21 protein-coding genes, 1 tRNA gene, 1 other RNA gene and 1 pseudogene are annotated in these 26,547 nt (G+C 51.8%); 12 read left to right on the top strand and 12 right to left on the bottom strand.

What is annotated here, in order from left to right; genetic code table 11:
- Positions 1–3: 3 nt before the first annotated feature.
- The gene (locus tag H6F76_RS15365) at positions 4–744 is read right to left on the bottom strand and encodes a response regulator transcription factor (protein WP_190447205.1); all 741 of its coding nucleotides are present in this window, start codon (positions 742–744) and stop codon (positions 4–6) included.
- Positions 745–1,045: 301 nt separating this feature from the next.
- Here H6F76_RS15365 and H6F76_RS15360 point away from each other — a divergent pair, with 301 nt between their 5' ends.
- The 3 genes from H6F76_RS15360 (at position 1,046) to H6F76_RS15350 (ending at position 5,338) form a co-directional block, all read left to right on the top strand.
- The gene (locus H6F76_RS15360; protein ID WP_242036677.1) at positions 1,046–2,284 is read left to right on the top strand and encodes a glycosyltransferase family 2 protein; all 1,239 of its coding nucleotides are present in this window, start codon (positions 1,046–1,048) and stop codon (positions 2,282–2,284) included.
- Between the two features lie 251 nt (positions 2,285–2,535).
- Positions 2,536–4,776: a cation:proton antiporter gene (locus H6F76_RS15355; protein ID WP_190509479.1), complete on the top strand. Its 2,241-nt coding sequence runs from the start codon at positions 2,536–2,538 to the stop codon at positions 4,774–4,776.
- A 79-nt stretch (positions 4,777–4,855) separates the two neighbouring features.
- A complete protein-coding gene (locus H6F76_RS15350; protein WP_190509477.1) occupies positions 4,856–5,338 on the top strand; it encodes a hypothetical protein in 483 nt (160 codons plus the stop codon).
- A gap of 537 nt (positions 5,339–5,875) precedes the next feature.
- Here the strand turns inward: H6F76_RS15350 and H6F76_RS15345 are convergent.
- The 5 genes and pseudogenes from H6F76_RS15345 to H6F76_RS15325 all read right to left on the bottom strand — a co-directional run bounded on the left by H6F76_RS15345 (position 5,876) and on the right by H6F76_RS15325 (position 10,948).
- Positions 5,876–8,470, bottom strand: coding sequence for a tetratricopeptide repeat protein (locus H6F76_RS15345; protein ID WP_190509475.1), 2,595 nt, complete (start codon positions 8,468–8,470; stop codon positions 5,876–5,878).
- 233 nt (positions 8,471–8,703) lie between these two features.
- On the bottom strand, positions 8,704–8,874 hold the full coding sequence (locus H6F76_RS15340) for a ssl1498 family light-harvesting-like protein (protein ID WP_190447209.1): 171 nt from the start codon (positions 8,872–8,874) through the stop codon (positions 8,704–8,706).
- A gap of 120 nt (positions 8,875–8,994) precedes the next feature.
- Positions 8,995–9,783, bottom strand: a pseudogene (locus tag H6F76_RS15335) (thiazole synthase); the annotation flags it as partial.
- Between the two features lie 48 nt (positions 9,784–9,831).
- Positions 9,832–10,560 (bottom strand): Uma2 family endonuclease, encoded by a 729-nt coding sequence (locus tag H6F76_RS15330; protein ID WP_190509472.1) that lies wholly within the window; start codon positions 10,558–10,560, stop codon positions 9,832–9,834.
- An 85-nt stretch (positions 10,561–10,645) separates the two neighbouring features.
- Positions 10,646–10,948, bottom strand: a complete 303-nt coding sequence (locus H6F76_RS15325) for a hypothetical protein (protein ID WP_190509471.1) — start codon at positions 10,946–10,948, stop codon at positions 10,646–10,648.
- Between the two features lie 359 nt (positions 10,949–11,307).
- Between H6F76_RS15325 and H6F76_RS15320 the strand changes: the two genes are divergently transcribed.
- Both H6F76_RS15320 and H6F76_RS15315 read left to right on the top strand, forming a co-directional pair.
- Complete coding sequence (locus H6F76_RS15320; RefSeq protein ID WP_190509469.1) at positions 11,308–11,520, top strand: transferase hexapeptide repeat containing protein; 213 nt, start codon at positions 11,308–11,310, stop codon at positions 11,518–11,520.
- Positions 11,521–11,522: 2 nt separating this feature from the next.
- Entirely contained in the window at positions 11,523–12,005 is a 483-nt protein-coding gene (locus tag H6F76_RS15315; protein WP_199322134.1) for a type II toxin-antitoxin system VapC family toxin, read from the top strand.
- 33 nt (positions 12,006–12,038) lie between these two features.
- Here the strand turns inward: H6F76_RS15315 and H6F76_RS15310 are convergent, their stop codons facing one another.
- Both H6F76_RS15310 and H6F76_RS15305 read right to left on the bottom strand, forming a co-directional pair.
- On the bottom strand, positions 12,039–12,491 hold the full coding sequence (locus tag H6F76_RS15310; RefSeq protein WP_190509467.1) for a nitrate reductase associated protein: 453 nt from the start codon (positions 12,489–12,491) through the stop codon (positions 12,039–12,041).
- Positions 12,492–12,548: 57 nt separating this feature from the next.
- Positions 12,549–13,034 (bottom strand): phosphate-starvation-inducible PsiE family protein, encoded by a 486-nt coding sequence (locus H6F76_RS15305; protein ID WP_190509512.1) that lies wholly within the window; start codon positions 13,032–13,034, stop codon positions 12,549–12,551.
- Between the two features lie 264 nt (positions 13,035–13,298).
- On the opposite strand from H6F76_RS15305, the gene H6F76_RS15300 reads away from it, so the two are divergent.
- Positions 13,299–13,778, top strand: coding sequence for a DUF4079 domain-containing protein (locus H6F76_RS15300; RefSeq protein ID WP_190509465.1), 480 nt, complete (start codon positions 13,299–13,301; stop codon positions 13,776–13,778).
- 13 nt (positions 13,779–13,791) lie between these two features.
- Here the strand turns inward: H6F76_RS15300 and H6F76_RS15295 are convergent, their stop codons facing one another.
- Complete coding sequence (locus H6F76_RS15295) at positions 13,792–18,024, bottom strand: hypothetical protein (protein ID WP_190509463.1); 4,233 nt, start codon at positions 18,022–18,024, stop codon at positions 13,792–13,794.
- A 306-nt stretch (positions 18,025–18,330) separates the two neighbouring features.
- Here H6F76_RS15295 and H6F76_RS15290 point away from each other — a divergent pair, with 306 nt between their 5' ends.
- The 4 genes from H6F76_RS15290 (at position 18,331) to H6F76_RS15275 (ending at position 22,433) form a co-directional block, all read left to right on the top strand.
- Positions 18,331–19,347: a fatty acid desaturase gene (locus H6F76_RS15290; protein ID WP_190509461.1), complete on the top strand. Its 1,017-nt coding sequence runs from the start codon at positions 18,331–18,333 to the stop codon at positions 19,345–19,347.
- An 8-nt stretch (positions 19,348–19,355) separates the two neighbouring features.
- The gene (locus H6F76_RS15285) at positions 19,356–20,252 is read left to right on the top strand and encodes a DMT family transporter (protein WP_190509458.1); all 897 of its coding nucleotides are present in this window, start codon (positions 19,356–19,358) and stop codon (positions 20,250–20,252) included.
- A gap of 128 nt (positions 20,253–20,380) precedes the next feature.
- Positions 20,381–20,566, top strand: a non-coding RNA gene (ssrS, locus tag H6F76_RS15280) — 6S RNA.
- A 631-nt stretch (positions 20,567–21,197) separates the two neighbouring features.
- Entirely contained in the window at positions 21,198–22,433 is a 1,236-nt protein-coding gene (locus H6F76_RS15275; protein ID WP_190509456.1) for an MFS transporter, read from the top strand.
- Positions 22,434–22,504: 71 nt separating this feature from the next.
- Here the strand turns inward: H6F76_RS15275 and H6F76_RS15270 are convergent, their stop codons facing one another.
- The gene (locus H6F76_RS15270; RefSeq protein WP_347276039.1) at positions 22,505–23,926 is read right to left on the bottom strand and encodes a hemolysin family protein; all 1,422 of its coding nucleotides are present in this window, start codon (positions 23,924–23,926) and stop codon (positions 22,505–22,507) included.
- A gap of 150 nt (positions 23,927–24,076) precedes the next feature.
- On the bottom strand, positions 24,077–24,742 hold the full coding sequence (locus H6F76_RS15265) for a hypothetical protein (RefSeq protein ID WP_190509455.1): 666 nt from the start codon (positions 24,740–24,742) through the stop codon (positions 24,077–24,079).
- Between the two features lie 243 nt (positions 24,743–24,985).
- On the opposite strand from H6F76_RS15265, the gene H6F76_RS15260 reads away from it, so the two are divergent.
- A tRNA-Ile gene (locus H6F76_RS15260) sits at positions 24,986–25,058 on the top strand.
- A 130-nt stretch (positions 25,059–25,188) separates the two neighbouring features.
- Here the strand turns inward: H6F76_RS15260 and H6F76_RS15255 are convergent.
- On the bottom strand, positions 25,189–25,677 hold the full coding sequence (locus tag H6F76_RS15255; protein ID WP_190509453.1) for a hypothetical protein: 489 nt from the start codon (positions 25,675–25,677) through the stop codon (positions 25,189–25,191).
- A 229-nt stretch (positions 25,678–25,906) separates the two neighbouring features.
- Between H6F76_RS15255 and pyrE the strand changes: the two genes are divergently transcribed.
- Positions 25,907–26,542: an orotate phosphoribosyltransferase gene (gene pyrE, locus H6F76_RS15250; RefSeq protein WP_190509451.1), complete on the top strand. Its 636-nt coding sequence runs from the start codon at positions 25,907–25,909 to the stop codon at positions 26,540–26,542.
- Positions 26,543–26,547: the final 5 nt, after the last annotated feature.

The raw sequence follows: 26,547 nt of genomic DNA, 5'->3' as shown, positions 1-26,547 counted from the left end.
ACACTAACCGGCTAATGAGGCTTCGCTCTCCGACGCTTGTCCAGTAGCAGGCAGCTCGAGACAGTAGCCTGCACCATACACAGTCTTAATGTAGCTGGGACGACGTGGGTCAGGTTCCAGCTTTGTTCTTAGATGACGGACATGGACCCGAATTGTTTCAATGTCGTCATTGGGGTCGTACCCCCAGACTTCTTTAAGGATCTCGCTAGGTGAAACGGTCTGTCCATGCCGTTGCAGCAGGCAGTGCAGTAGCTCAAATTCAAGGTGAGTCAACTTTACCGTTTGGTCGAACCAAATCGCCTCAAAACGCTCTGGCACAAGAGTTAGGGGACCGTAATTTAGAATCTCGCTGTGCTTGGCGGCTTGGGGAATCCGATCAGTTCGACGCAAGAGTGCCCGCACCCGTGCCAGCATTTCCTCTACTTCAAAGGGCTTGGTGAGGTAATCATCGGCACCGGCGTTAAAGCCTTCTACTTTATTCTGCGTCTGACTCAGAGCAGTCAGCATTAAAACAGGGATATCAGAGGTGCGTTCATCACGGCGCAAACGCTGACAGACTGTGAACCCATCGACTTTAGGCAGCATAAGGTCCAGCATGACGAGATCGGGCTGAAGCTGCAAAGCCATTGCTTGACCCTTGATGCCATCAGCCGCTTGGCTCACGTCATAACCAGCCATTTCGAGATTTACCGCGACGAGTTCTGAAATTGCAGGGTCGTCGTCGATGACGAGTATCCGGGGCATCGTTCAAAGGGAGTAAAGGAGCTGATTGCTTGCAACTGTTGAAGCAATACGAAGATGTCTGTACAAATTATAAGCAAGGAATCTAAATCTTTTTTAAAGAAACCAAATCTTCCTGAAAAGAAAAGCAGTGAGGTGGTTTCTTGAAGCCCTGCGGTACACTTGGGTTGACTGCTGGACCCAGATTGGTAAGGCAGCCCAAGCAGGCACTTTAGAGAAGTCGTACATCGAAAAGCCGTCCCTTGGATCATGCCCCAAATCAACTTAATCTTTAAGCTGGACAGAACCTACCGTTGTTAAACCTTTGATATTACTTGCAGTGACAGTGATCGCTCTGATCGGGGTGATGACTTACTCAGCCAGATTACGTCGCATTGCTGAAACCGCTCCTAAACTGGCGATCGCAGTCGATCCCGTCAGCGTTGTACCACTAGATGACTCAGCCACAGTTTCTACCGTTTCAGTTATCATCCCTGCTTACAACGAGGCAGAAAATATTGAAGCCTGTGTGCGGTCTGTTTTACAAAACGCGATAACCGCAGAACCGTTGGACGTGTGGGTGGTTGATGACCAGTCGAGTGATGCCACGCTAACGATCGTCCAAACGCTTCAGCAAACTCTTAATGATTCGCGCTTACGGGTGCTAGTGGGCAAACCGCGACCCGAAAACGAAATCTGGTCAGGCAAAAACTGGGCGTGTGTTCAGGCAGCGACGCAGGCGACCGGAGAGTTCTTGTTGTTTCTGGATGCGGATGTGAGGCTCAAGCGAGGGGCGATCGCTGCGGCAGTGAAAACGGTACAACAAAAGCAGATTGATTTACTAACCCTTTGTCCTGAGATTGTTTGTGGTTGCCTTGCAGAATGGTTGGTGCAACCGTGGATGATGAGTTTACTCATTGCCGGATTCGACTTTAATGAAGTGAATGACCCTGACGCTGAGGCAGCTTTTGCAGCCGGAATGTTTATGCTGTTTCGGCGCACTGCATACGAGCAACTCGGTGGACACCAGGCAGTTGCCGATCAAGCAGTGGAAGATGTTGAACTGGGGCGACGTGTCAAGCAGAAAGGGCTGACGCTCTACTATGCCGCTGGTGCAGAGCTGGCATCGGTGCGTATGTATCGATCGCTAGCTGCGGTTTGGGAAGGCTGGACTAAAAACTGGCATCTAGGTTCCCGTCGTCAGCTTTCTACGAGCCTTTTTTCAGCCACAATCATGGTCTGGGTTTGTGTGCTGCCCTGGTTAGCGTTAGTTGCCGCACTCTATCAAAGTGGCACCATTGGGTTCAGTCTCGTGAACCTGCTGGCGATCGTGCTTGCCCTGGTTGCGATCGGGTTACAGTACGACCTGCGTCGCTCCATTGAGCGTGTGACTGCTATGCCGCCCCGTTATTGGTGGCTCACAGGTATGGGCGGTGTGCTTGTGGCAGCGATCGCAATTGTTTCAATTATCAAGACCGAAACTGGCTGGGGCTGGACGTGGCGCGGACGGGCCTTGCAACTGCCAAATGCCGATAGTAACGTTGGGGCAAAAAGTAAAGGGTAATGGGGTCAGTGTCTAGCCGTTCAGGGAATTAACCAAGTGAAGAGAGCCACAAAAACAGCACTACAGCAACGTTCAAACGGGTCAGCCACAGTTATTTTCTTGTTAAAAAGTGAAGCGATCGAAGGGGAAGGAGGTGGGGCTGCTTCTAAAGGAAACGCTATCACTCAAAACGTGTTGGCGTAGTAGCACAGCAACGCCTGCCTCACTTCTTCTCTCCTCCTCACGACTCTTCCCCTTCTTCTACCACTCCAATGAAATTCGATATTATCGTCCATGTTCTAATCGAAATCCTTATTGTCATCGGTCTTTCCCGTGTCGTTGGGTTAGGTTTTCGTCGCCTTAAGCAGCCGTTAGTTATTGGTGAGATTGTCGCTGGAGTGATGCTAGGACCGTCCCTACTCGGATTGCTAGCACCCAGTTTGGCGACTGCGCTTTTTCCACCCGAAACGATTCCCTTTCTGAATGTGCTGGCTCAGATTGGGCTGATCTTTTTCATGTTTTTGATTGGGCTGGAGCTTGACCCTAAGTATCTACGAAGCCATCTCGATATAGCGGTGCTGGTCTCTCATGTCAGCATTTTGGTGCCGTTTTCGCTGGGATCGCTGCTGGCGCTGCTGCTCTACCCTCTGGTTTCAAGTGGGGTCGTCTCGTTTACAGCGTTTGCGCTTTTTTTAGGTGCGGCAATGTCCATTACGGCGTTTCCGGTGCTAGCGCGAATTATTACCGAGAATAACCTCCAGAACACGCGGCTGGGGACGATGGCATTAACGTGTGCGGCAGTCGATGACGTAACAGCATGGTGTCTGCTGGCGCTGGCGATCGCGGTGACGCGCACAAACAGCATGGCAGGAGCGATTCCTACTATTGTGCTGTCACTTGTCTACATTGCGTTTATGGTGACGGTGGGGCGGAAGTTTCTGAAAACGTTTGCCGCCTATTACGATCGCAGTGGACGGCTGAATCAGTTCGTTCTGGCGGTTATTTATATGGGTGTTGTGCTTTCTGCCTTAGTTACAGAGCTGATTGGCATTCACCTGATTTTTGGTGCCTTCTTGATTGGCGCAGTCATGCCCAAACATCCGGGGCTAACGCGCGAACTGGCGCAAAAGACTGAAGATTTTGTCCTGACGTTTCTCCTACCCGTTTTCTTTGCCTACAGTGGGCTGCGGACTCAAATCGGCTTGCTCAATACGCCGTTTTTATGGCTGCTGTGCGGTTTAGTTGTCCTGGTGGCGATCGTAGGCAAATATTGTGGCACGTACTTTGCAGCTAGGGTTTCTGGAATTGAAAAGCGAGAAGCCTCAGCGCTAGGCTGGCTGATGAATACACGCGGCTTGACCGAACTCATTGTGCTAAACATTGGGTTAAGCCTGAATGTCATCTCGCCACTGCTGTTTACAATGCTGGTGATTATGGCGTTGGTGACAACCTTCATGACCTCGCCGCTGCTGGAGTGGACGTATCCTAAACGGTTGATCCGCAAGGATGTTGTTGAATCGACTACGGATGAAATCGAGCCAGCGTACCGAATTATCGTGCCTATTGCCAATCCCAATAGCCAAAAAGGTTTGGTTGAATTGGCAGTGACGATCGCGCTGGGTGGCACTGACCAATCCTTGCAGCTAGCACCCGCTGCCATTTATCCCCTGAGCCTGATCCAGCTTGATGAAGAATATGCGTTTGGTGGCACTCCAGCCGAGGCAGAGCGACTCATTGCTGAACGCGAACGGCAATTAGCAGCACTCATAGCAAGCCTCGAGCCACCGTTAGTACGACCCTTAGTGCGTCCGATCGTTCGGGTTGCAACCGATGTCGCCCAAGAAACAGCCAGAATTGCAGACAGCGATCGTGCCGATCTCATTTTAATGGGCTGGCACCGTCCTGCCTTTAGCCGTAATCGGCTGGGGGGGCGCGTGGGGCAAATCCTCAGTACTGCGCGTACAGATGTCGCTGTTTTTGTTGACCGTCAGCACAGCAAGCTAGAACACTTACTGGTGCCATACGTTTCTGATTTGCACAATGACTTAGGGCTAGAAATTGCCTTACGCATTCTTGTGAACAGCAAAAACTCCTCTCTGACAATTCTCAGCCTTACCCAGGGACATCAAGCCAACGATCGCACCTACGAGTTTCGGACGCTGATGGAGCAGTTACCCTCTTCAGTGCGCGATCGCATTCACACGCCACAAATTGAGTCAAATAACCCGATCGCTGCTGTTGTAGAAGCCTCGGCTAAAGTAGACTTAACGATCGCCGGAGCCAGCCGTGAATGGGGTCTGGAACGTCAAACGCTGGGCTTTTATGCCGATCAATTAGCAGTACAGTGTCACTCATCCTTGCTCATCACCCGCCGCTATAGTCAAGTGACGGCACACCTATCATCCGTGCTTAACACCGCTACTGGGAGAGGGCTGAACGAGCCAGCAGTAATCACTTCGGCGATAAGTAAGGGAGAAACGGATGAGGAATCGAAGATGATCGATGAGGGGTAAGGGCAGATTTTAAGTTGCTTTTTACCTTCTCACTACCTACAGACAACGACCTGCAAAGTTAATCATTAAGCGCTGACCGATGGGAAATCATTTCAATCTCAAATCGTTGACTTTCTACGCTGTCGCGATCACGTCTGTCGTTACCTTGTTCAGTGTCGTCACGGCATACGGCGAAGCGAACCTCAAAGCGGCTCAAAAAATTGACGGGCGCTACCAGATTCCCGCTCAAGACTTACCAGGATGCTTGAAGTCCGATCAGCTTGTGCTTCTGGTGCAACAGTCTGGCATTTACCTGACAGGTTCGCTATTGGTGGCAGACACGATCGAAACGTTGGGCAAACGGGCAACGGAACGCCCCTCCATGACTGGAAACTGGGAGAACCAACGACTGACACTACAAGGAGAGGCAAGTTACTTACCAAAATGCCAGGGCACCGTGAAAGTACAAGGAACGATCGCCGAGCAAACCCTCAATGGCACGCTGAGCCTGAGTTCTGCTCCTGGTGAGATTCCTTTCACCGCGCAGTACGAAGCCTCTCAGCCCAAAGCTGCGGAGCATTAAAGCGACGCCTGGTAGACAAAAGCATAGACACTTTTTTTAGCGTTACGTTTTTGCTTCTAGTACCACATGAGTTCGACGAACAGAAATTGATACAAGAAAAGCTGAACCTGGTTTTGAAGTAGCGGTCTCAGCTAGGAACACCAGCGTAGCGCGCCTCGACACCACACCTATATAGTGGACACTGGACGACTTTTGTCAGCCGCTTGAGCACTCCTGCCAACGTCAAGCACACGCCAGCCAATACTGTTCGTGTAGCGTGTGCGAAGCACTAAGACCACAAACCTGTACCGGAGCTAAGACTTGCTAGGCAAGCGTTTTGGCAACCGCAGCCCTGTCTGAAAAGCCTTGTTTGAACAGTTGTATGAGCACGAGCGTTGGCTCAGCATCTGGATAAGGGATAAGGGGGAGCAAAGGCGGCGAGGGGAGCAGAGAGGAGGAAAGCTGTGATGACTAAACTTTTAGCCTTGAGCCTTTACCCTTTTACTGTTTTACCCTTTCACCTTCTGCCTTCTGCCTTCTGCCTTCTACCCCTCTCCTCTAAAGCTGCCTCAACACGTCAGGCAACAAATTTGCAGGCACTTTAGATAGCGCTAGGGATTGCCCTTTGGAGCCAAATTCGCTGTGGAAGGCACGTATAGTTTGGATGACGTAGCTAAACACGGTTTTGTAAAGGTCTGGTTGGGTTTGCCAAGCCTGTAGTGCCTGAAGATGATGGTGTAGGGCAGCTTCCAGGTTGGTAGTGCGCTGGGCAGTGCTGTCACGGTGATGTTTAGCGATCGCAAGTTGGTAGTAGGCGAGTCCCAGGTTGTTGTGGGTGGCAGCAGGGTCAAAGGAAAGTGAGGGGAAAGAGGTGCTGGCGGTTGCCAAGTATTCCACAGCAGCGATCGCCGCTTTGTAGGCTACGATCGCCTGCTGCAATTGCTCATAGCGTTGGTCAGGCTGGCTCTCTAAGAGGGTAGCAAGTTGCCAGTACGCCGTACCAAGATTGTTTTGTGTCGCGGCATAGGCAGCAGGGGCAACATCCAGGGTGCGATAAACCAGTGCGGCACAGTAAGCAGCGATCGCCCGTTCCAACAGGTCTGCTGCGGAAAGACTTTTGCCTGTTGCTGTCCCTACACCAAGATTTACTTGGGGTTGCTGCGCCAGATTCCAGTACGCTGTGCCGAGATTGTTTTGGATCATGGCGTAGTGCATGGGTTCGCAGGTGGGGCTGTAGTAGCGCAATGCCTCGAAATAGGCAGCGATCGCTTGCTTAAGCCGTCGCACGGGTTGCTGATACTGTGCCAAATTCCAGTAAGCCGTACCGAGATTATTTTGCGTGGCGGCATAGCGTGCTGGGTCGTCTTGCAGTGGGCGATAGCGTAGCGCTAACTCATAGGCTGCAACAGACTGCTCCAAACTTTCGGCTGGTGTACGAAACCGTGCCATATCACCATATGCAGAACCAATGTTGTTCTGAATCATGGCGTAGTTGTGGGGGCGTGTGTCGGGATTGGTTTTTGCCAAGGCTTGCTGATACGCGGCGATCGCCTGATCCAGATACGTCAGGCTTTCGTCTACTACAGACTCTTGCCGCGATAGCATCCAATACAGGTTGCCAATGTCATTCAGCACATCTGACCACAGCAGCGAAGCATCGTCCAGCCACGGCAGCGTTTGCTCATACACACAAACTGTGAGCAGCAAGTGTTGTGAAGAGGCTTCCCCCTGCTCAATGCGATCGCGGCAAAGATTGCCCAGATTTTGGTATGCCGCTAACAGCGTTGCTTTTGGAGCCTGTTGCAAATGCAGTTGCTCAATCTGCTGCAAGGTCTGAATGATGATGGCATTTTGACTAGAAGGCGTTTTGCCCACTTCTTCAGCCATCACTGCCAGAATAAGATCTGCTAATGCCAGTGCTGCCTGACTTTGATCGGGAGTATCAGCACTGACAGTCGGTGGCTGTGTCGGCGTATCAGTGAGCGCTACAACTGGTAGGACGCTTGCCGCAGAATGTACTGCTATAGAGTTAGCGACCGCAGGAGTCACTGGCAGGAGTTTGGCTGCCTCGTTTGTTGGATTCGTTGGTTGGGTGATCGCAGCCTCACTGTCAACAGTTGCGATCACTGGCACTGCGGCTGGGTCGGGATCGGTCGGTGCTAGCGGTTGCGATCGTGATAACACCTCTTGCTCAGATGCTTCTTGCTCGGATACCTCTTGTTCTGATGCTAATGGCTTCGGTGCATCCAGCAGCGCTAGATCATGGCTGAGAATATCCCACAGATTTTCTTTGGACGGTTCTTGTAATGATAGGTCTGCGGCGGGTGTTGTGGTAAACGCCTCTGTCGTGGCGTTACTGACGTGATAAGAAGGGTCACTTGGCTCACTACTAAAGCTCTGCGTCTGAGCTGGTGCTGCATTGTTAGTCACTAGCCGCACGGCAACAGATCGCACAGGGGTTGGATCGCCCTCAAATTCAAACAGAGCAGTGTGCCAGTTCCAGAAGTCAGGAGCAGACTGCTGCACTGCGTTGAGCCAGGGGCGCGGCAACCAGAGCAGGAGCGGTGACTCTAAACAAGAGAGGTAATGCTCGATCTGCTGGAGCGAATGCAAAAACCGCTTTTGCACGGGAGCGGGCTGACGAGTAAGGCGCTCAACGCCCAAAATTTGGAAGCCGGGCGATCGCAATCGTGGCTGGCAACCCTTTGGTGGTGGATACTCAGCCAACCACTCCGCAATCTGTACCATTGGGTTCGGTTCACTCAGGTTGAGGTTCAGGCTCACCAACCGAGGATAGAGCAACCGCGATGGTCGCGACGCTCTTGGCAGTCTGGAGGCATCGTGTTCGTCGGCAATCACCGACAGGCGATGATCTAGAGGTGAGATGACGCTAGCCGAGTCGTCTTGTGGTGCTGGCACAGCATCAGTTGCCAGCAGCTTGGGCGATGGGTACGCCAGTTCTGCATAGAGGCGAGCCGCAATTCGGTTACGCAGTGCCAGGTCATCGCAGACTGCCAGAAAAATTTGTCGGCGCAGACCAAGGCTGAGTGCCAGCTTCAAGCGCAAGTATGCCGTTTGGTTTTGTCCCGAGAAAACCTGAAGTGCGCGATCGCCAGCAGGAGGAGCCGTTAGAGAGCAGTCAGCGAGTTGCATTGCAGATAGTACGCCGGGTCGTACGAAGCCGTCTGTGATTGGAGCGAATACAACTCTTTTCAGCGGCTTGGGCTTCGCTCAGGATGATTGGCTGACATTCCATAAGCCAGCCAGTTGCCCAAAAAAAAACCGGGCGCTTACATTTAGCAAGCTGCCCGGTTCAATTCCATCGTTCATTCTAGAGAGTTTTTTTCTTAAAAACCACCAAAAAACTGATGTCAAAAAGATTGCAATTACGACACAGATGCCGCTACAAAAAGAAGTCCACCAATTAACGCGACTGCTCCAACACTCAGAATGAGGTAGTTACGCTTTTGATTTTGGGTGGGCGGCTCCGCCTGATACATTTTTGGCTCAATCGCAAAATTATTTAACCGACCACCTTCTTCAACGGTGTAACGCATAAGTTAATCCTCAGATATTTCAAGAATTGTAACAAAAAATCAGGGATAACTCACACAGCCAACAAAAAGATTCAGCGATTAGGCTAAATTCTTTGCAAACAACACCGATTGCAACATTGCTTAACTTACTGTCCCCGTTGTTGGCGAGCTTGGGCTGGCGTAGGTTTTGATGGGAATACGCCCTGCTTGATAAGCCAGTCGTCCAGCGATCGCGGCTAAATGCATCGCGCGTGCCATGCCAGCCGGATTTTGCGCCTGGGCGATCGCGGTGTTAATTAGCAGCGCATCGGCTCCCAGTTCCATTGCCTGTGCGGCTTCACTGGGCACCCCAATCCCAGCATCGACCACGACTGGCACCGTGGCATTCTCGATAATGATCCGAATATTGGCGGCATTATTTAGCCCTTGCCCAGAGCCGATCGGCGAACCAAGCGGCATGACGGTCACACAACCCACGTCTTCTAAACGCTTTGCCAGAATGGGATCGGCGTTGATGTAAGGCAGCACGGCAAAGCCTTCTTTAACGAGCTTTTCAGCCGCTTCGAGGGTGCCGATCGGGTCGGGCAGCAGATACTTGGAGTCGGGAATGACTTCCAGCTTGACGAAGTTGTTGTCTTCTTGACCCAGCAGTTTTGCCATTTCGCGCCCCAGACGAGCCACGCGCACTGCTTCGTCTGCGGTTTGGCAACCTGCGGTATTGGGCAACATCCAGATTTTTGTCCAATCCAGCGCGTCCGCCAGCCCTTCATGACCGGGAGCATTGGTTTGCACACGCCGCACGGCAACGGTGACAATTTCGCATTCGCTGGCGGCGATGCTCTGGCGCATTTCGTCAAAGTTGCGATATTTGCCAGTACCTGTCATCAAGCGTGATTTAAAGGTGCGTCCGGCGATCGTCAATTGATCATTGGCAGCGCGGTCTAATGGTCGGTCTAACATTTGCATGGTGATAAATCCTTAACTCGTCGCATCATTAGGGTTATGTCCGAGCGCCTGTAGTTGCGCTTTGAGCCGCTGCACTTCAGCCTCTGCTTGCTGGGCGCGACGTTCGGCAGCATCGGCACGTTGGCGCTCTTGATCAGCGCGTTGGCGTTCGTGGTCTGCCCGCGATCGCTCTTGTTCTGCTCGCTCTGCAATTTGCTCGTAGGTCTCAAAGGGCTGTCCATTAGGACGAATCAGTACAAGATCGCCTTCCGGTGTTAAGCCAAAACAGACGTTTAACCGAGGGCTAACCCAGGCTTCCATTGATTCGATCGCTTCCAGGCGATCGTCCTGACGCAGAAACCCACCCAGGCTGGCGCGATCGGGGTCGTAAATGTAGTATTCCTCTACACCATAGCGCTCGTAAAACTGAAATTTGCGGGTCATTTCGGGGATGGTGTGACCGGGCGCAATCACCTCAAAAACAACGTGCGGTGGTGTATCGTCTTCGAGCCATTGCTGGTAGCTGGCGCGATCGCCTTTGGGTCGGTCAAACACGACCATAGCATCGGGTGCCTGTCGCAGCTTGTTATCGCCTTCAACGGGATACCAGAGCAAATCGCCTGCAACGAAAACCGATGGGTCGTCAATAAACAGCCAATCCAGTCCTTTTTTGATGTACACAATCCACTCAAACTGGATCGTGTTCTCTGCCATTGGCAGTCCGTCTGATTCTGGGTAGATGATGGGCGATGTCGTTACCATTGGCGTTCCTTTCTGCTGCTCTTTCCAGCGTAGATCGTTCCTGCACAGATCACAGCAGAAGTTCTGGTTACGACTTTTGCAACTTTCAAGTATCAGGGTTGCAGACACCTACGTCAAAAATGTCTCGGACGGAGCCACAATCGCTTAGTTTGGCAGCCGCTGCTACGTGTTCGGGTACATGAACCAGAAACGTATAAACAAGCTCCGTGATTTCGTCGTCACTCAGTTGATCGGCTTGCTCCCAGATTTTCGTCATTGCTTCCAAGTCTCTACGCCAATCGGTTATATGAAAGGCGATGTCTCGCGCTGTGTCTATTGGAACTCCAGACGCAGCAAACGCGAGCGCAATTTTGCTTTGCACGATATGACGACTTAACATCTCAGTCATGCTTGTTCCATCTTGTTTGCCAAACTCTCCATTATGAGCGATCGGGGTAAGGTGAGGATGAGTGGTGAGGGGCGATTGTGACTAAGAGAACTTTGCCGCCTGCGTGAAGCTATACAGAGACTTGTAGGATAGCTTCGGTAGAGATATATAGAGCCTTACAAAAAGCTTCAGCGTAGTATTAGTAAGCTTACAAAAACATTGATTCAAGTAGCCCTTTGAGTAACGTTCTATGCTTTCTGTAGTGAGTGCGATCGGGCGAGGGCGATCCAAAGCAGCAGGCAGCTCCGTTGTCTCGGTCTCGGCGCTATACTCAAATCAGCCTTAGATGCAGTGGCTTATTGATAGAAGGAAAGAAAGCTGTGTTAGACGAAACAACGCTTGAGCAACGCCTGTTAACACTTGAAGCAGCCGTTTCCGACCTTCAGCACAAGCTTGAAGAAAAGCCAAACTCTAAAAACTGGTTAGAAAAACTCATTGGCTCAGTTTCTGATGAAGCAGCTTTTCGTGAAGCCCTAGAATATGGGCGCACCTTTCGTCAGGCTGACAAGCCGAATGATGAAAGCGACCAGTAACCATGAAGTATTTGCTTGATACCGATCATATTAGCTTTCTACAGCAACGCCGAAGCCTGGAGTTTGCTCGTTTAATAGCTCGTATCCAACAATTCGAACCTGATGATTTTGCACTGTCGGCTGTTAGTTTCCACGAGCAAGTGCTTGGCGATCATAGATTCATTAACCGTGCCCAAACAAATGTTGATTTAGCCCGTGGTTATGCTTTGCTTCTAGAGATCCTTGATGGTTTTGCTATGGCTCCAGTTTTACCGTTTGATGCCAAAGCTATTGCAGTTTTTGATGGCTTACGACAGCAAGGAATTCGTGTTTCCACGATGGATTTGAGAATTACCGCAATCGCGATATCTCATAATTTAGTCTTGTTAACTCGAAATGTAGGCGACTTTCGTAAAGTGCCAGGATTGGACGGCATAGCGATCGCTCTGACTCAACATTTAACTGCTTTCTGTAATGGGTGTGATCGAGGCAAAATCACACACTAAGAAAGCCAAAACGTTAGGCTTTTCCATCGCTGCTTAAACCACATGAAATTCTTTTAACGCAGGCAGAAAGTTTGCGTTTTCGTGGCTAGAGCGGCTGAGCTTGATGAGTGCAAAGCGCTGGACAGGGGCAAGTGCTGCCCACTGGTCGATCGCGATCGCAGCACTATTTTCCTGAGCTTTTTCCTGCACGCTAGTTGGAATCGTAGACTCATCGAGCCATGCGGGTGCAGGATCGATCGCCAAGTCAGTTGCCACTGTACCTGTTCGCTCTTGAATCAGCTTTTGCAAAAAATGGCGGTAGGCTTGCACTTCGGCTTCAGAGTTGCAGGGTAAAGCAATGAGCGATCGGCGATCGTCCTGGTTAAATTGATTCCACTGTGCCAGTTTCAACTTCACACCGCAGGTATCGAGCTTAAGGCGCACCTGCATCGGCACACAGCGGAGCGATTCCACAAAATCGGCTTCAAATTGAAAAAACTGAGTCATATGCCATCACCAACGTCATACACCTTCTACCCTACACTCCAGCCCCGTCTGACCCTCTCAATCATTAGAGTCATGGTGTCGTGAGCGACGGTTTACACCACGCACAAGCCAATAGCTGATTGCCAGCGATAGCACAGTAAATGCCAGCGCGATCACCTCCAAACCAGCAAGCTTCTCCAAATCCAGAATAATGATTTTTCTAGAGACTGCCACCAGTGATGTTGCAATCACTAACTCGACCTGAATGGCATGATGTTTCAGGTAAGCTGTAATGTTTTCGAGAATCTCTAGTGCAATGAGAACGTTGAGAAATAAACCAAAAATGGTAAAAAGTGCCGTGCCAAGGCGACCGTATGGCTCAGTGGTAAAAACATCTGTAACCAGAAAAAGCAGAAGATCGTAAACTGCCAGCAGGATCACAAAGATCATGGCAATCGACAGCACTTTTGAGATAAACCCTTCAAAGCTTTGCAGCATCTTTGAAAAGCTCTCATCGCTGAAAGCCTTCTGTAGTAAGTGAATGAGCCGTCGCCAAAATCGCATTGCTTGCCTGTCAGTCTTGATGGTGTGAGGATACCCGATGAACCAGATGAGACGCAAATCATTGGTCACGTTTCTAACAGTATCCTGCTGCAGTCACCAGATACCGTAGGGATGCGTCGAATCAGTTCGCTGGAGCATCATTACAGCGATCGTGGTTAGCCAAAGATCAGCCAAACTACAACGGTCGGTCAAGAGGTCGGTCAAGATGTAAAGTAATCTAAACCGGAACACCGCATCGTTTGACACCGTGGATAAGTGATAACTATGACAAGCCTAAGTGAACTGCTAGAGCCGATTGCTGACTGGTTTCGTAGCCTGGGCATTCCAGCACCCATCACCCAATGGGGACATCCTGCCATGATGGGTATTGTGATCTTCGTTATGGGCAGCTATGTTGCCTATGCAGGGTGGCGCGGACGGCTTGCTGCCGATAAAGAAGTGGCTGCCAAAAAACGTGCTGACCATCGCAAGCTAGCGCCCCTGATGTTTTTGTTTCTGGCTTTAGGTTACACAGGCGGTGTGTTGTCGCTGGTCATGCAGCACAAGCCCATTCTCGAAAGCCCTCACTTTTGGACAGGCACGGCAGCGATCGGTCTACTGGCAACGAATAGCAGCCTCTCGCTAGCTGGCTTTTGGGGCGACAAATCTGGCTTGCGGATGCTTCATGCCTATCTAGGCACTGTGGCGATCGGCTTATTGGTTGTGCACACGGCACTAGGCATCAAGCTGGGGTTGTCCCTCTAATAACATTCATGTTTCAGTCCCAGGCTTCTAGTTCTGTAGACCAATAGTTCATCAAGGTTGAAATTTGGGTGCGGCGGGCTTCAAACGTGGCGGCAATCCAGATAAACGCGATGCCTAGAACGATGCCCATTGACCATAACGGCAGCGATTCGCTGGCAAACCGTGCGACTTGTCGGAGCACCTGAATCATAAAAACAGCCGTGCCAACGAAGAGAAAGGCTCGGATACGGAGTCGCAAGCCCGCCAAAATAAACCCAAGCGCGATCGCAATGCTAAGAATGCCTGGTAACAGCAGTGGCGCACCCGCAATACCTACCTCTGCTTGATAAAACGCTGTCAGGCAAACTAGCGCCGCTGCCAAACTTCGTAGCAAATGTCGTCTTTCGCGTTCGTTGGACGAGCGCAACGCTGGATCAATCTGCGTCAAGTACAGCAATGATGCGCTGAACACTGCCGCGTACCAGAGTGACTCTGTTGCACCAATCTGGTTAAGCCAGCGTAAAAGCGCCCAATCTGCCAGCACCACACCGAGGTAGCTCAAGCGCACTTGTCGCGTTACTTTTGCCAGCCACGCGTAAAACGCGGCAGCAATCAACAAGCTCTGAATAGTAGCCATTCCAGCCGTCAAGAGCGACACAGCAACAGGCAAAAGCGCCATCGATCGTCGCCACGGTTCGCGCTGCCAACCCCAACGTTGCCAGGGAAGCTGGTACAGCCCGAATGCCACGCCAGCCGCGATTGCCCCTCCCCACGCCAGCAGTACCGACTCAGGCAACAACTGATGGAGCAGGTAAGCAAGAGCCGCGAGCGCCTCAATGATGCCTGCGTAAGTCCAGGTAAGAAGTGAAGGGGTGGAAGGGTGATGGGGTGATGGGGTAAAGGAGTGAAGGGGGCTTCCTGCCTCATCAACGCTTGCTTCACGCACGGATTGAATACTGTACTCCCGTCTCTCTTCTCCCCTCTCCCCTTGCCACCGCTCGTTACCCATGACTAGCGCATAGGCTGCTAGGGTAGCCGTAACGCTAATCCACAGCCATGCACCAGAAGCACTGAGCGAACTAGCAATCGCTGTGGGTAGAAGTGCGCTGCCAAAGCCCCAATGCAAATGCGCGATCGCCGCAACTTCTTGAGCCGTCAGCCGCAGGTAGGGAATGAGCCACCGTTGCAGTAGCCGATTGGCGATCGCGATCGCGGCAGCTAGACCTGCAAGTAACACAATGCCGTCGCCCGCCCTGCCTCCCTCTGCCTGCAAAAGCTGGTAAACGAGCAATTCATAAGCGGCGATCGAACTAAACAATAGCGACAGATACACCAATAACCTAAAGGGCTTTCGTCGCCCGACACCAATGCCCACTAGTGCGGCTGCCAGGGTAAAAAGACCCGTCGTAGCAGTGAAAGAGCGGTGTTGGATCAGCAAGCCAACGAGCGCATAGAGGAGGGGGATAATATGCCAGCTAGAAAAAGGTGAGGGAATGGAGGGGTCAAGGGATGAAGGAGTGGAAGCAACAGAGGGCTGACTGTCGATCGCTGACCGCTGAATTGCGGCCCCTGGAACGCCTCGGCGAACGAGCCACCAATCCCCCAGCAGTTGCGTTCCCAGTCCGAGTGCCAGGTTCGTGATCGCGACAGCATCCAATGCTTTCCCCGTGAGCGCCAAGCTACCTGTAACAACAAGCTCCAGGCTCCAGGCGATCGCGTAGAAGCTAGCATTCTGAGGTTGCCTCCAGGTGCGGTAGCCTGTTGCCACTAGCAGCAGCACAGCTACAGAAAGGTACTGCCAATCAGGTTCTTCCAGCCCGCCGTAAATGACCAAATGACAGAGCGTAAGCAGGAGCAAAGTTCCAACAGCCACTGCGATCGCCCATCTGTCAGTTGCCTTTCGATAAAGAGTTGCCAGGACGGTAGTGCGGCGCTGCAACCAACCCCACAAGAGCCAGAGGAGGAGAACGGCGATCGCCAGCAGGTTAATGCTCAACTCGATCGTAAGCTGATCCGTCAATGCTTCATAGATCGCAACGGCAGCAAACGCTAATCCAAAGCCCACCGTAACAACGGCCACTGCCAACTGCCGTAGTTGATGCGTGTTAATCAACAGCAGTACGGTAGCTGTTCCCAGACCGATCAGCCGTTCTGGGGCCGAATCAAACAGGAGTACCTGCACCAGAAAGAGCGCTACGACGCTAAACCCGCTTGCCAGCCGTTGCTGTGCCAACCCTCTGCGACTACCCAGTACAGTCAGCGCGATCGGCGTGATTAACCACATCAGTCCCCCTGTCATGCCATCGGTCAAGAAGGCATTTCGCAACAGCAGGTAGCTGCTAGCTGACAATACAAGTCCCAGGTGCCAGGTGCTTTGCTGCCAGAGCTGCTTGGCAGTAAGGGACTGCGGCACCGTGGAGGGAGTATCGGGTGCCGAGTGCCGGGTAGCAGGTGGCGATGGCAGGATGAGACTAACCCCCCATTCCACAACCATGCCAATGAGCAACAGACCGGCCCAGGTATTGAGGTTCAGATTAGGGAAGCATACGTGAATAAGAGCGGCGATCGCTGCCACACCAGTGGCATGAGTCAGATAAACCAGGGGTAATTCAGGACGGGTGCGTCCTCGCAAAACGCTGATAAGAGCGAGAGTCGATAGCGCTAAGTTGCACGATCGCGTCAGCCCATTGCCAAAACTCACTGCTGCCAGGGCAACACCGAGGATCAGCGCCAGCAGTTCTGCCCGTTGTGCTAAAGCTGCTTGATGCCAGCGACGTAGGCGAAACGCCAGCCACACGGTCAGTACTAGATAGGGAAAAAACCACAGACCCAGCAGTGAGATCGGCATCGCCTCCGATCCCGCGAAACGGACGCTCGTGGCAATGAGGCGCTGCTGCCAGTCAGGTGAAATGACGCGCCACAGCAACCAAACAGCTTGCAGCCCCACTAGCCACCCTGCTGTCAAATATTGCCCCTGCCCCGATCGCCACAGTCGATCGCCCAGTAGCCATAGGCTCAAGCCACTAATTGCGATCGCCTGCCAGGGTGGTGTCACGGTCACTGCGATCAACCAGCCTGCTAGCAGGAGCCCTGTCCCGCCACGTTGCCAACTGAGGCGACTTGCATCCCGTCGTCCTAGCCAGCACAGTAACCAGCCACAAATGCCGATCGCTAACCCCAAACGGTCGATCGACACTCCTGCTGCAAAAACGGCACGACCAAGCAGTAGCAGTGTGGCAATCGCGATCGTGATGGTGGAAAGGGTGAGGGAGGGTGAGGAGGAAGGGGTGGAAGAGTGAAGGGGTGAGGGAGTGTTTGAAGACTCCAGTGCTTCCTGTGTTTGAGATTCCCTACTATCAGCACTACCAGATACAGAACTGTCAGATATTGCTGCTGGCTCTGAGTCCTGCCCACGTTCGGCTGAACGCTTATGTCGAAGCCCGGCTCCTAGCTCTCGCTCTTGATAAACCAGTGCGATCGTTGCCCCGATCGTCCCCACGTACGTTGCTACAAGTGGAAAACCTGTCCAACCCCAGCCCCAATGCAACCAACTGAGCGCGATCACTACTCCTAAAGGTAGCCATACTCGCAGCCCAGAGTCCGCACCTCGGCTCCCTACTTCCGCTCTCAGCAGTTGCACCGTAATGCCTGTTAGCACTAATGCTGCGATCGCTGCCGCCACCCAACCCAGCCCGCTTTGCCACAAGCGGAACCCGTCCATCGTCCAAAAGTTGACTGGAATAATCAGCAGCGTCGCGACCTGGAGCATCCGTGCTGTCAAATGCAAATTGGGTTGTCGCCCCGTCCAAACACTCGCCGCCCAAAAAGCCAGCGTATAAGCAAACAAAAGCCCGTATTGTGCGACTGGAGAGAAGTTGCGCCACTGGGTTGCTGCCAGCACCCCTGATGACACCACCACCATAAAAACGCCCAGGAACAGCAGCCAGATGACGCTGACCTCTGCCATAAATGACTGGATACTGCGTGCGACCACATTGGGCGATCGCTCTTTTGCCGCACTTGCCCCCACTGGCTCGGGTACTGCTTCCGTCGCAAAATCATTGGCGATGGCAAACGTCTTGTCGCCCGATCGCACTGCAACTGACTCGGACAGTAGACAGGTGAGATGATCCTCGCAAAGCTGCCGCACCGTTTCATCCGACAGCAGCCCCAAACGCAGCCAAACGTCTAGCCCTTCCAAAATGGCTGGGTGCGTTGAGCGAACAACCAACTCAAAAATAATCGGGCGATCGAGGGGGGAAGCCATTGTCGTTTAATGCTGCACGGATTAAGGCTGCTGGAATGACTTTAAGATCAAAACCAACTGTTATCTTACTTTGCTTAAAGGATGACACTCGATTCTAGTTACAGGTTCTACAGACAGCTCAAAGCTGGTTAGTTAAGATGATGAATTGATCAGCAGAAGCTTCAAAGCGATTGGCGTGCGATCGTCTGTACTCCAACGCACTAGGCTTTCAAACGAACTAAGCCTTTAGACTGCTCAAGTGTGCTTTTCTAAAGCGTTTTGGGTTCTTTGTAGAAATATGAGAAAAATCAGGGGTTCCAACACGTTATGACTACTGTCGCGATCGACGTTAACCGCTATTTGCATCAAAAAAAGCCGCTGTGGAATACGCTAGCGATCGCTTACACGCTGGTGAGCTATGTGGGCGGTATTGCACTGTTGCTGCTGCCAAACGGCTGGCTAAATGCTGTAGGAGTAGTCTTTTTGACTCACAGTCTGCTTTGTTCGGCATATTTGGCGCACGACTTCATGCACAGCGCTATTTTTGAAAGCAAGGCGTGGAATGTTGCTTTTGGTAACCTGATGCTCTGGCTCAATGGCGGTTGCTATGCCCGTTTTGAGGACTTGGCACGGCTGCATATTGCCCATCATGTCAATCGAGTTGATTTTTGCCGCTTTGACCTGGTGACGTTTTTGCAAGGAATGCCTGCGCCGGTGCGATCGCTGCTGCTGGCATTGGAATGGCTCTACTTTCCCGCACTAGCATTTTTGTTGCGTCTCCGCTCGATCATTGCACCGTTTTGGGACGAGGAGCGTAAAGATGAGCGCTGGCGGAACACTTTTACTTTGCTGATCCGGGGCGGACTGTTCACACTGTTGGTGATCGTGTCACCGAAAGCGCTGTTGCTCTACTTTTTTGCGTATATCGGAATGCTGACCGTCCTGCGGTTTGTCGATGCGTTTCAACATACCTATGAGGTGTTTCCCGTTGGCAGCGAGATTCCAAAGCGTGATCGTGCCCACGAACAGGCAAATACCTTCTCAAACGTAGTGTCGTTGCGCTATCGGTGGCTCAATTTGCTCTTGCTAAACTTTGGCTACCACAACGCTCACCATGAGTTGATGAAGTGTCCCTGGTACAGTCTGCCTGACCTCGATCGGGATTTGTTTAACGGTGACGAAGTACACTACATCACCTTGCCCGCCTTGTTGGGTAACTATCATCGCTATCGCCTTTCGCGCCTCTACTCCGGGCAGGGTCATGGTGTCAATGACCAGGGCGAGCACAGCCTAGAGACATTCTATGGTGCGATCGAGGTATCCTTTCTGGTGTTACCTGCTTAGGTGCATTTGTGACCCAGTCTAAAGTTCGGGCATCTTTGCCAGGTATTGGCTTTGGCATTGCTACAGCACTCCTGTTTGGTGGCACTACGCCTCTAGCAAAGCTGTTTCTTAACAATGTGCAGCCATGGATGCTGGCAGGTCTGCTCTTTTTGGGCGGTGGGTTGGGGCTTTTGCCCATTTATATAGTTCGCACTTATCTCCTTCGTCAGCAGACTGACACCTCCGATCGCTTGCAGCAGCGCGACTGGGGCTGGCTAGCAGCTTCCATCTTGACTGGCGGTGTCATTGCACCTGTGCTGCTAACGTTGGGCTTAGTAAACACAACGGCAGCGGCAGCCTCTTTGCTGCTGAACTTTGAATGTGTCTTCACAGCAGTGTTGGCATGGACGCTGTTTGGGGAGCGCTGGCAGTGGCAGGTTTTTCTGGGCATTGTGGCGATCGTAGCGGGAGGCATTGTGCTGGCTCGTGCCGAGCACTCGGGAGTAGGGATGACGTGGGGCGCACTGCTGATTCTGGGAACCTGCTTTCACTGGGCGCTGGATAGCAATTTCACTAGCAAAGTCGCGACGAAAGATCCCATCCAGGTCGCCATGCTGAAAGCAGGTCTCGCTGGCAGCGTGAATGTGGCGATCGCCCTGTTGCTGGGACAACAGCTACCAGCGCTACCCGTCCTATGTAGCGTTTTAGTCGTTGGCTTCTTTACCAGTGGGCTAACGCTGGTTTGCTTTGTCATGGCGTTGCGACATCTGGGTGCGCCGCGTGCCGGTGCCTACTTTGCTCTGTCACCCTTTGCTGGAGCCACCGTTTCAGCACTGTTGCTTAGGGACAATATCAACACTTCGTTCGCGATCGCTGCCGTTTTGATGGCAGCAGGAGCCGGTTTATGTGCAAGAATCACAGATTAGTCTTAGGAGGTAGAACTGCTTCTGTATCGTTGTTTGAATCTGTAGCAGCGCCATTTTGAGGGCAAAAGTTGAAACGGCGATCGAGGGATGTAGGCAGTTTGCCGTTTTAGCCGTTAAAATAATGAAAGGTTCTTCTGCGACGTTGGTGACTGCCAATAACGTTTTTTGATCTATTCCTTTTGAACATGGGAACCGACCGCTGGGCGGCAGTATACCGGGCTTGTACTCGGAAACTTTAAGTCACAGCACATTGGTACCCACCTGGTGTTTTAACCAGGTCAAAAACTGAGGTAAGACGGCGTTGCGGGGAGCCTTAACAAGTTTTTTGGGATAGGGGCGCATGAAAATGTGCCCCTATTTCTTTTTAAACCGTTGGCTTAAATCGTTTGGAAATGTGGTACGGATGCTGGCTGGTATCAACACTGAATCGAGCGTTCTCTAAGTCAAACTTCAAGCTAAATTTCACGGCTGCAAGAGACCTACTGGTGTAGCTATATTGTTAGAAATCTTCATCATAGAGAGGAGAGGTTAAGCGTTGACGTTAAACGCGGCGCTAAGTAGGAGGGCTAAATTAAGCATTGCTTAGAGACCAGGTTTTGACTGCGCTCAACCAACTTACATATAGAACGGAGAGCATTGAGACTTCGACGTGAGCTTTCGACCTGAGTGCTCAAGCTTCGGCGTTGAGTTTAGCCGAAACGTTGAACGCGAAGTCGAAAGGCAGCTTATCAGTAATTACGCCCAGCTATTGAGTAACATCTTTCCTTCGCTGCTGGCTAGATAAAACTCATCTTATTTAAGGTGAGTTTGTAGCTGGTTGACTGGCAAAGCGCCCTCACCTTCATCCGCTTGCTTGAATGCCCAAACGATTAGAGTGAAGGCAATACGGGTAAGGCTTAGGAAAGAGTTGCCAGCCCATCAGATTCGTTAGATAGAGGACAAGTCTTGAAAGTTTTTAGCACTCTAGAGCCAGCAACCCGCCGCAACCTGTTGCTCTTGTTTGCCGTTGGGTTACTGTTCTGGGCAAGTTTGGCAGCGTTACTGCCAACGCTACCGCTTTACATTCGTGATGTTGGCGGCACAAAGTCTCAGATCGGTGTAGTGATGGGAGCGTTTGCGGTTGGGCTGCTGTTGTTTCGTCCGTGGCTAGGACAGTTAGCCGATCGCCGGGGTCGTCAGGTGGTGTTATTGATTGGTCTAGTTGCGGCGGCGATCGCACCGCTTGGCTATCTGGCAACCCAATCGATGCCACTCCTGATTGCGGTTCGGGCGTTTCATGGACTCAGCATTGCAGCCTTCACTACCGCTTACAGTACGCTAGTTGTGGATCTATCGCCACCGTTAAACCGGGGTGAGGTGATTGGCTACATGAGCCTGGTGAATCCAGTTGGAGTGGCAATTGGACCTGCGATCGGTGGCTTTTTGCAAGAGTGGGCAGGGTATACGCCGCTCTTTTTGCTATCAACTGGATTAGGGGTTATGGGGTTTGTAGGCGCCCTATGGATTCAAGCACCTGTACCTGTTGCGCAACCGATAGCAAGCACAAGCAAAACAACCCTTTGGCGCTTGCTGTGGAGTCCACGGCTGCGAACGCCCACGCTGACATTGATGCTTGCAGGGATGGCGTTTGGCGTTTTGAGTACATTCGTGCCGCTATTCATTCAAGAAGCTGGGGTCAACCTTAATGCGGGGCTATTCTATACGGCAGCAGCCGTCGCAAGCTTTAGCGTCCGGCTGTTAACAGGGCGTGCCTCCGACCGCCACGGGCGGGGGCGGTTTATTACGCTTGGTCTGCTGCTATATGCCGTGACAATGCTGCTGTTGTGGTCTGCTCGCAGTACGGGTGTTTTTCTGCTGGCTGGGCTGCTCGAAGGGGCAGGTATCGGTATCTTTTTGCCGCTGATGATTGCGCTGGTTGCTGATCGCTCGGAGGCGCACGAACGGGGACGAGTTTTTTCTCTATGCGTCGGTGGTTTTGATCTCGGCATTGCGATCGCCGGTCCAGCACTGGGGCTCTTTGCTGAACAAATTGGCTACCGCGGGCTGTTTGGGCTGTCGAGTGGTCTAGTCTTCCTGTCTGTGATCGTTTTTGTGACTCAGAGCAGCAAGACGTTAAGCCAATCGCTCCGTTTTGCGTTCGGTGAAGGTAGAGACTTTTACGCGCTTCCTCACGGCAAGTAGTTAATCGTAGTTAGTCAAGTCTGCCTTAACAGAACACGACAGACGGCGCTACGACCGAATGTCGCCATGAGTTAAAGAAACAGCGAATGATCCGGTTCTTCGGGTCGTTCTTCTGAAGCTAGAGAGTGCGCATGTTCACTATCCTCCGCCTCAGTGGCAGTAAAGTCGCTTAGATTAGTCTCAGCGACTCCCAAGCGATGAATTTGGATTTGGTGTAAACGAGGACCTTCAGCCGAGATGATGGTGAACTCAGCATCGCCGTAGTGCAAGTTTTCGCCAAGCTGTGGAATTTTTTGGAGCTGAAAAAGGACAAAGCCGCCAAGCGTCTGGTAATCATCGGCTAACGGCAATTCCAGATTTAACGCCTCATTGACTTCCTCTAGGTCGATTTGCGCCTGGACTAGGAACGTTCGCTCATCCAAAATCTGAATGCTTGCTGTATCATCATTGTCAAGTTCAGCCGTATCGCCCAAGATTTCGGCAATTAGGTCTTCGATCGTCACCAAACCTGCTGTACCACCATATTCATCAACGACCATCACCATTGGCTGGCGCGATCGTTGCATCAGCGGTAGTAGCTCACTCAGCAGCATATATTCTGGTACAAACCGAGCGGGACGCAACCAGTCTCGAATAGGGCTGTCCAGGTTGAGTGCTTCCTGCGCGAGTGGAGCAGCTAACTCCCGAAAATGAAGCAGTCCGCGCACATCGTCCAGTGACTCACCCACTACTGGATAATGCGAGTGACCTGACTCGGCAACTTCTTCGAGAAACATCTTGAGTGTGGCATCGTAGGGAATGGCAGCAATACTAGTACGCGGCACCATGACTTCACCTGCTGACACATCGCCAAACTCAAAGACATTGCGTAACAACTGCCGCTCTTCCGCTTCCAACCCAGTGGACTCGCTCGACATGGCAATGATGAGTTGAAGTTCTTCCGGCGTCACCTGATTTGACCAGCCCTGTCCGGTATATTGAATGCCGCCCAACCGTAGCAGCAGCCGAGTCGATTGGTTCAAAATCCAGATAAACGGGTGAAAGATGCGGGCGATCGCCAGACTAGGAGCCGCAAGAGACCGCGCCAGTTGCTCTGAATACAGGAGTGCGACAGCCTTAGGGCACAACTCACCCAGCACAATTTGCAGGTAAGCAAGCAGCAAAAACGTGATGGGGATGGCGATCGAATGAGTGAGCACATGCCGATTGTTTTCTGCTAGCGGTAGCTGGCTCAACGAATTGGAAACCAGGCCTGCCATCGCACTCTCCCCAATCCAGCCTAGCGCCAAACTTGAAAGCGTAATACCCAGTTGGGTTGTAGACAGTAAGCGCTCAATACTTTGCTGTAGGTTCTGTACAGTGCGTGCCTGAAGATCACCGGCATCGACAAGCTGATTAATGCGCGATCGTCGCACAGAAACCATTGAAAACTCAGCCGCTACAAAGAACGCATTGATAGCAATCAGCAGCAGCACTGCTGAAAGACGCGCCACTATATCTGACCAGGTGAAATTCGTCGTAGGGGGGGTAATTAACCCGATCGGGATGACGAAACGATGAACGACAAAGCTAAGGGGCAAGCAGCCTATCAGGTGTAGCACGGTCGAAGGATCTCTCCTAGAGGGGTATGGAGCGAGAAACTTCTACCGAACAATCGGTACATTCGGTAACTGAAGCTGAAGCTGCTTGTCAGGATAGCTGCTGAGGGAAAGAGCGACGTTTTTTACCCCTTCAAGGGACGTAGCAGGAATGCTAATCGTGCCAGGAAAAGCACCGCTAGACGCTGGCAGTTCCGCAGGCAAGCCATCAGTCGTGGCTTTAAGGGTTTGCCCTTTCTCATCCGTGATCGTCAACGCATCGTAGACAAACTGTACTGGCTGCTGACCTTCATTGCGAAGGCTAACCGTCAAGACAAAAAGCTCTCCCTGTTGACGCGCCGATTTAACTTCTAGTACAACTTCCTGGCTTTTAGTGGTCAGTGGAAACTGCGGCACCGCACCTTGAACGATCGGTGCTTTTGCAGCGGGCGGTTCAGGCGGGCTAACCTTTGAGCCTTTCGCCGCACTGCCATTCATGCGGGCTTTAACATTAGTAATAATTGTGTTTTCTGGCAAAACAGTGAGTCCTTCTCGCCGAGCAGCACCTGTTTGCCCCCCAGCCTTGTTGTTCGTGGGGCGAGTATCTGGTTGCGTAATGCCTTTGAGTGCTTCTCGCCCTAGCGCAGTGCCCCACGAAGCGCTGATTAATCCGGCGGCAACCATCGACACCAGAAGAATCAAGGTCAGTGCTACGGTAGAATTCAGTTTCATGAGCTGGTGTTGGGTAGGCTGAGGGCAATGAGCTGAGGGTAAGAGCGCTAGCTAATACGTTAATGGCAATCGCTCTAATTCTAGACACAGACGCTCATGATGCAGCATAAAATTTTTAAACGACTAGAATTTTGCAGTAAAACTTTGAAGATAGAGGCATTGACCCTGTCCTTCTCAGAGAACCAAAGCGTAAACCAGGAACGGCTGAGGCAAGTCAAAAAAATCGAGGTACAATAATGGCACCCAGGGTTGGCCGAGCGGTTTAGGCAGCGAACTCATAATTCGCCCCAGGCAGGTTCGACCCCTGCACCCTGGATCCGCAAGTTCAGCATCAAACGTATAGACCTAAACACATAGGGACGCAGAGCGAAGGCTTTCCTCACTCTGCGTCCCTATAGCTTATTACCCAAGAGCCTTACAACAAACGATCGTGGTTCAAGCGTAACCTACCAGAGTGCGGGCACTTGGGGTCTTGTTTGCAGTGGCGTTGGTCTCGGTGGAGTAGAGTCGATAGGAGAAAAAGTCGTTGCTGGCGGCAGCGCCGTTTCAACTGGCAGTTCTCGAATGGATAGATTAAATTGGTTGGGCAGATCAGGCGTACGAACCACAGGACGGCTTGACATCTGACGCGCCAACAGATCCTGGTAGAAGTCAAAGATTGCTTTGCCATCACGAGCAATTTCATTCTCTGGGAAAGAATTGCGGATGAGAATGCCAGGACCAAAGATATAGCTTACCTGTCTGGGAATGGAGCGATTGCGGAAATAGTCGCGATCGTTGGAAAACTGTATGTCGCTTAATTGATCAGGTATGTTGTTGGGCACCCCAGTAGTAGGAAGGTCGAAGTCTTGCTGTGCACTCACGGCTGAAGCAGTAACAGTAGAGAGTGCTATGACTGCGAGCCCAATAATTGTACTCTTGTAGCTGATGCCCATAAAATCACTCCTCAATAGTTTGATCTGTGGATATTTGCGCTTAAAACTAAGCTAAGACTCGGATGGCTGATCGTTAAGCTGGTAACTCAAAATCAGTTGGTGACTCAAAACGGTTAGGCTCAGACGCTTTGTATCCGATTGCTATCACCGCACTTGCTAATCTATTGATTGCAGTCTACCCAAACTTATGCCCTAGTCTGCATCAATTCTACTGAGTTTACGCAAATCTATGACCAAAATTGATCGATCATTAACCGATGCGCCGCAGTCGATTGCGACCGTTGATCTAAGTACCTTGCGCCAGCAACTTTTGGATTTATTTTGTCAGGTTGCTTATCAAGAAGGAGACTTTTTACTCACCTCCGGTCAACGGGCAACCTACTACATTAACGGCAAGCAAATTACGCTTCATCCCCAGGGCGGTTTGGCGGTGGGTCGTTTGTTGCTGCCGTTGCTGCCCGAGGGAACGCAAGCGGTGGCTGGGTTAACGTTAGGAGCCGACCCTATTGTGACGGCTGTCAGCGTAGTGGCTGCCTATGAGGGGCGATCGCTGCCTGCCCTAATCATCCGCAAAGAAGCAAAGGGGCATGGCACTCGCGCCTATATTGAAGGTCCTGGCTTGCCGGAAGATAGCGCGATTACAGTGTTGGAAGACGTTGTTACCACTGGGCAATCTGCACTCAAAGCGGTAGAACGCTTACAGCAAGCGGGCTATCAGGTGAACGGTGTAATTTCGCTGGTCGATCGTCAGCAGGGTGGCGCGGAGCTTTACCAAAAGGTTGGTCTACCTTTTCAGGCTATTTTTGCGATCGCAGAAATCCAACAGCGATCAGCAGAGTTAAGGGAGCAAGCAACAGCAAGTTAAAACGT

Origin of the sequence: Leptolyngbya sp. FACHB-321, from assembly GCF_014695975.1 — a bacterium.
In the GTDB taxonomy this organism is placed as follows: domain Bacteria; phylum Cyanobacteriota; class Cyanobacteriia; order Leptolyngbyales; family Leptolyngbyaceae; genus Stenomitos.
The sequence above is the reverse complement of the archived record's forward strand: the minus strand, read 5'-3'. Positions and strand labels throughout refer to the sequence as shown.

Excerpts from the sequence above, each read along its gene's own strand:
- H6F76_RS15355 (WP_190509479.1), top strand. The coding sequence starts at position 2,536 with ATGAAATTCGATATTATCGTCCATGTTCTAATCGAAATCCTTATTGTC.
- H6F76_RS15300 (WP_190509465.1), top strand. The coding sequence starts at position 13,299 with ATGACAAGCCTAAGTGAACTGCTAGAGCCGATTGCTGACTGGTTTCGT.
- H6F76_RS15345 (WP_190509475.1), bottom strand. The coding sequence starts at position 8,470 with ATGCAACTCGCTGACTGCTCTCTAACGGCTCCTCCTGCTGGCGATCGC.
- H6F76_RS15295 (WP_190509463.1), bottom strand. The coding sequence starts at position 18,024 with ATGGCTTCCCCCCTCGATCGCCCGATTATTTTTGAGTTGGTTGTTCGC.
- pyrE (WP_190509451.1), top strand. The coding sequence starts at position 25,907 with ATGACCAAAATTGATCGATCATTAACCGATGCGCCGCAGTCGATTGCG.
- H6F76_RS15330 (WP_190509472.1), bottom strand. The coding sequence starts at position 10,560 with ATGGTAACGACATCGCCCATCATCTACCCAGAATCAGACGGACTGCCA.
- H6F76_RS15350 (WP_190509477.1), top strand. The coding sequence starts at position 4,856 with ATGGGAAATCATTTCAATCTCAAATCGTTGACTTTCTACGCTGTCGCG.
- H6F76_RS15310 (WP_190509467.1), bottom strand. The coding sequence starts at position 12,491 with ATGACTCAGTTTTTTCAATTTGAAGCCGATTTTGTGGAATCGCTCCGC.
- H6F76_RS15340 (WP_190447209.1), bottom strand. The coding sequence starts at position 8,874 with ATGCGTTACACCGTTGAAGAAGGTGGTCGGTTAAATAATTTTGCGATT.
- H6F76_RS15290 (WP_190509461.1), top strand. The coding sequence starts at position 18,331 with ATGACTACTGTCGCGATCGACGTTAACCGCTATTTGCATCAAAAAAAG.
- H6F76_RS15325 (WP_190509471.1), bottom strand. The coding sequence starts at position 10,948 with ATGACTGAGATGTTAAGTCGTCATATCGTGCAAAGCAAAATTGCGCTC.
- H6F76_RS15365 (WP_190447205.1), bottom strand. The coding sequence starts at position 744 with ATGCCCCGGATACTCGTCATCGACGACGACCCTGCAATTTCAGAACTC.
- H6F76_RS15255 (WP_190509453.1), bottom strand. The coding sequence starts at position 25,677 with ATGGGCATCAGCTACAAGAGTACAATTATTGGGCTCGCAGTCATAGCA.
- H6F76_RS15315 (WP_199322134.1), top strand. The coding sequence starts at position 11,523 with ATGAAGTATTTGCTTGATACCGATCATATTAGCTTTCTACAGCAACGC.
- H6F76_RS15265 (WP_190509455.1), bottom strand. The coding sequence starts at position 24,742 with ATGAAACTGAATTCTACCGTAGCACTGACCTTGATTCTTCTGGTGTCG.
- H6F76_RS15305 (WP_190509512.1), bottom strand. The coding sequence starts at position 13,034 with ATGCGATTTTGGCGACGGCTCATTCACTTACTACAGAAGGCTTTCAGC.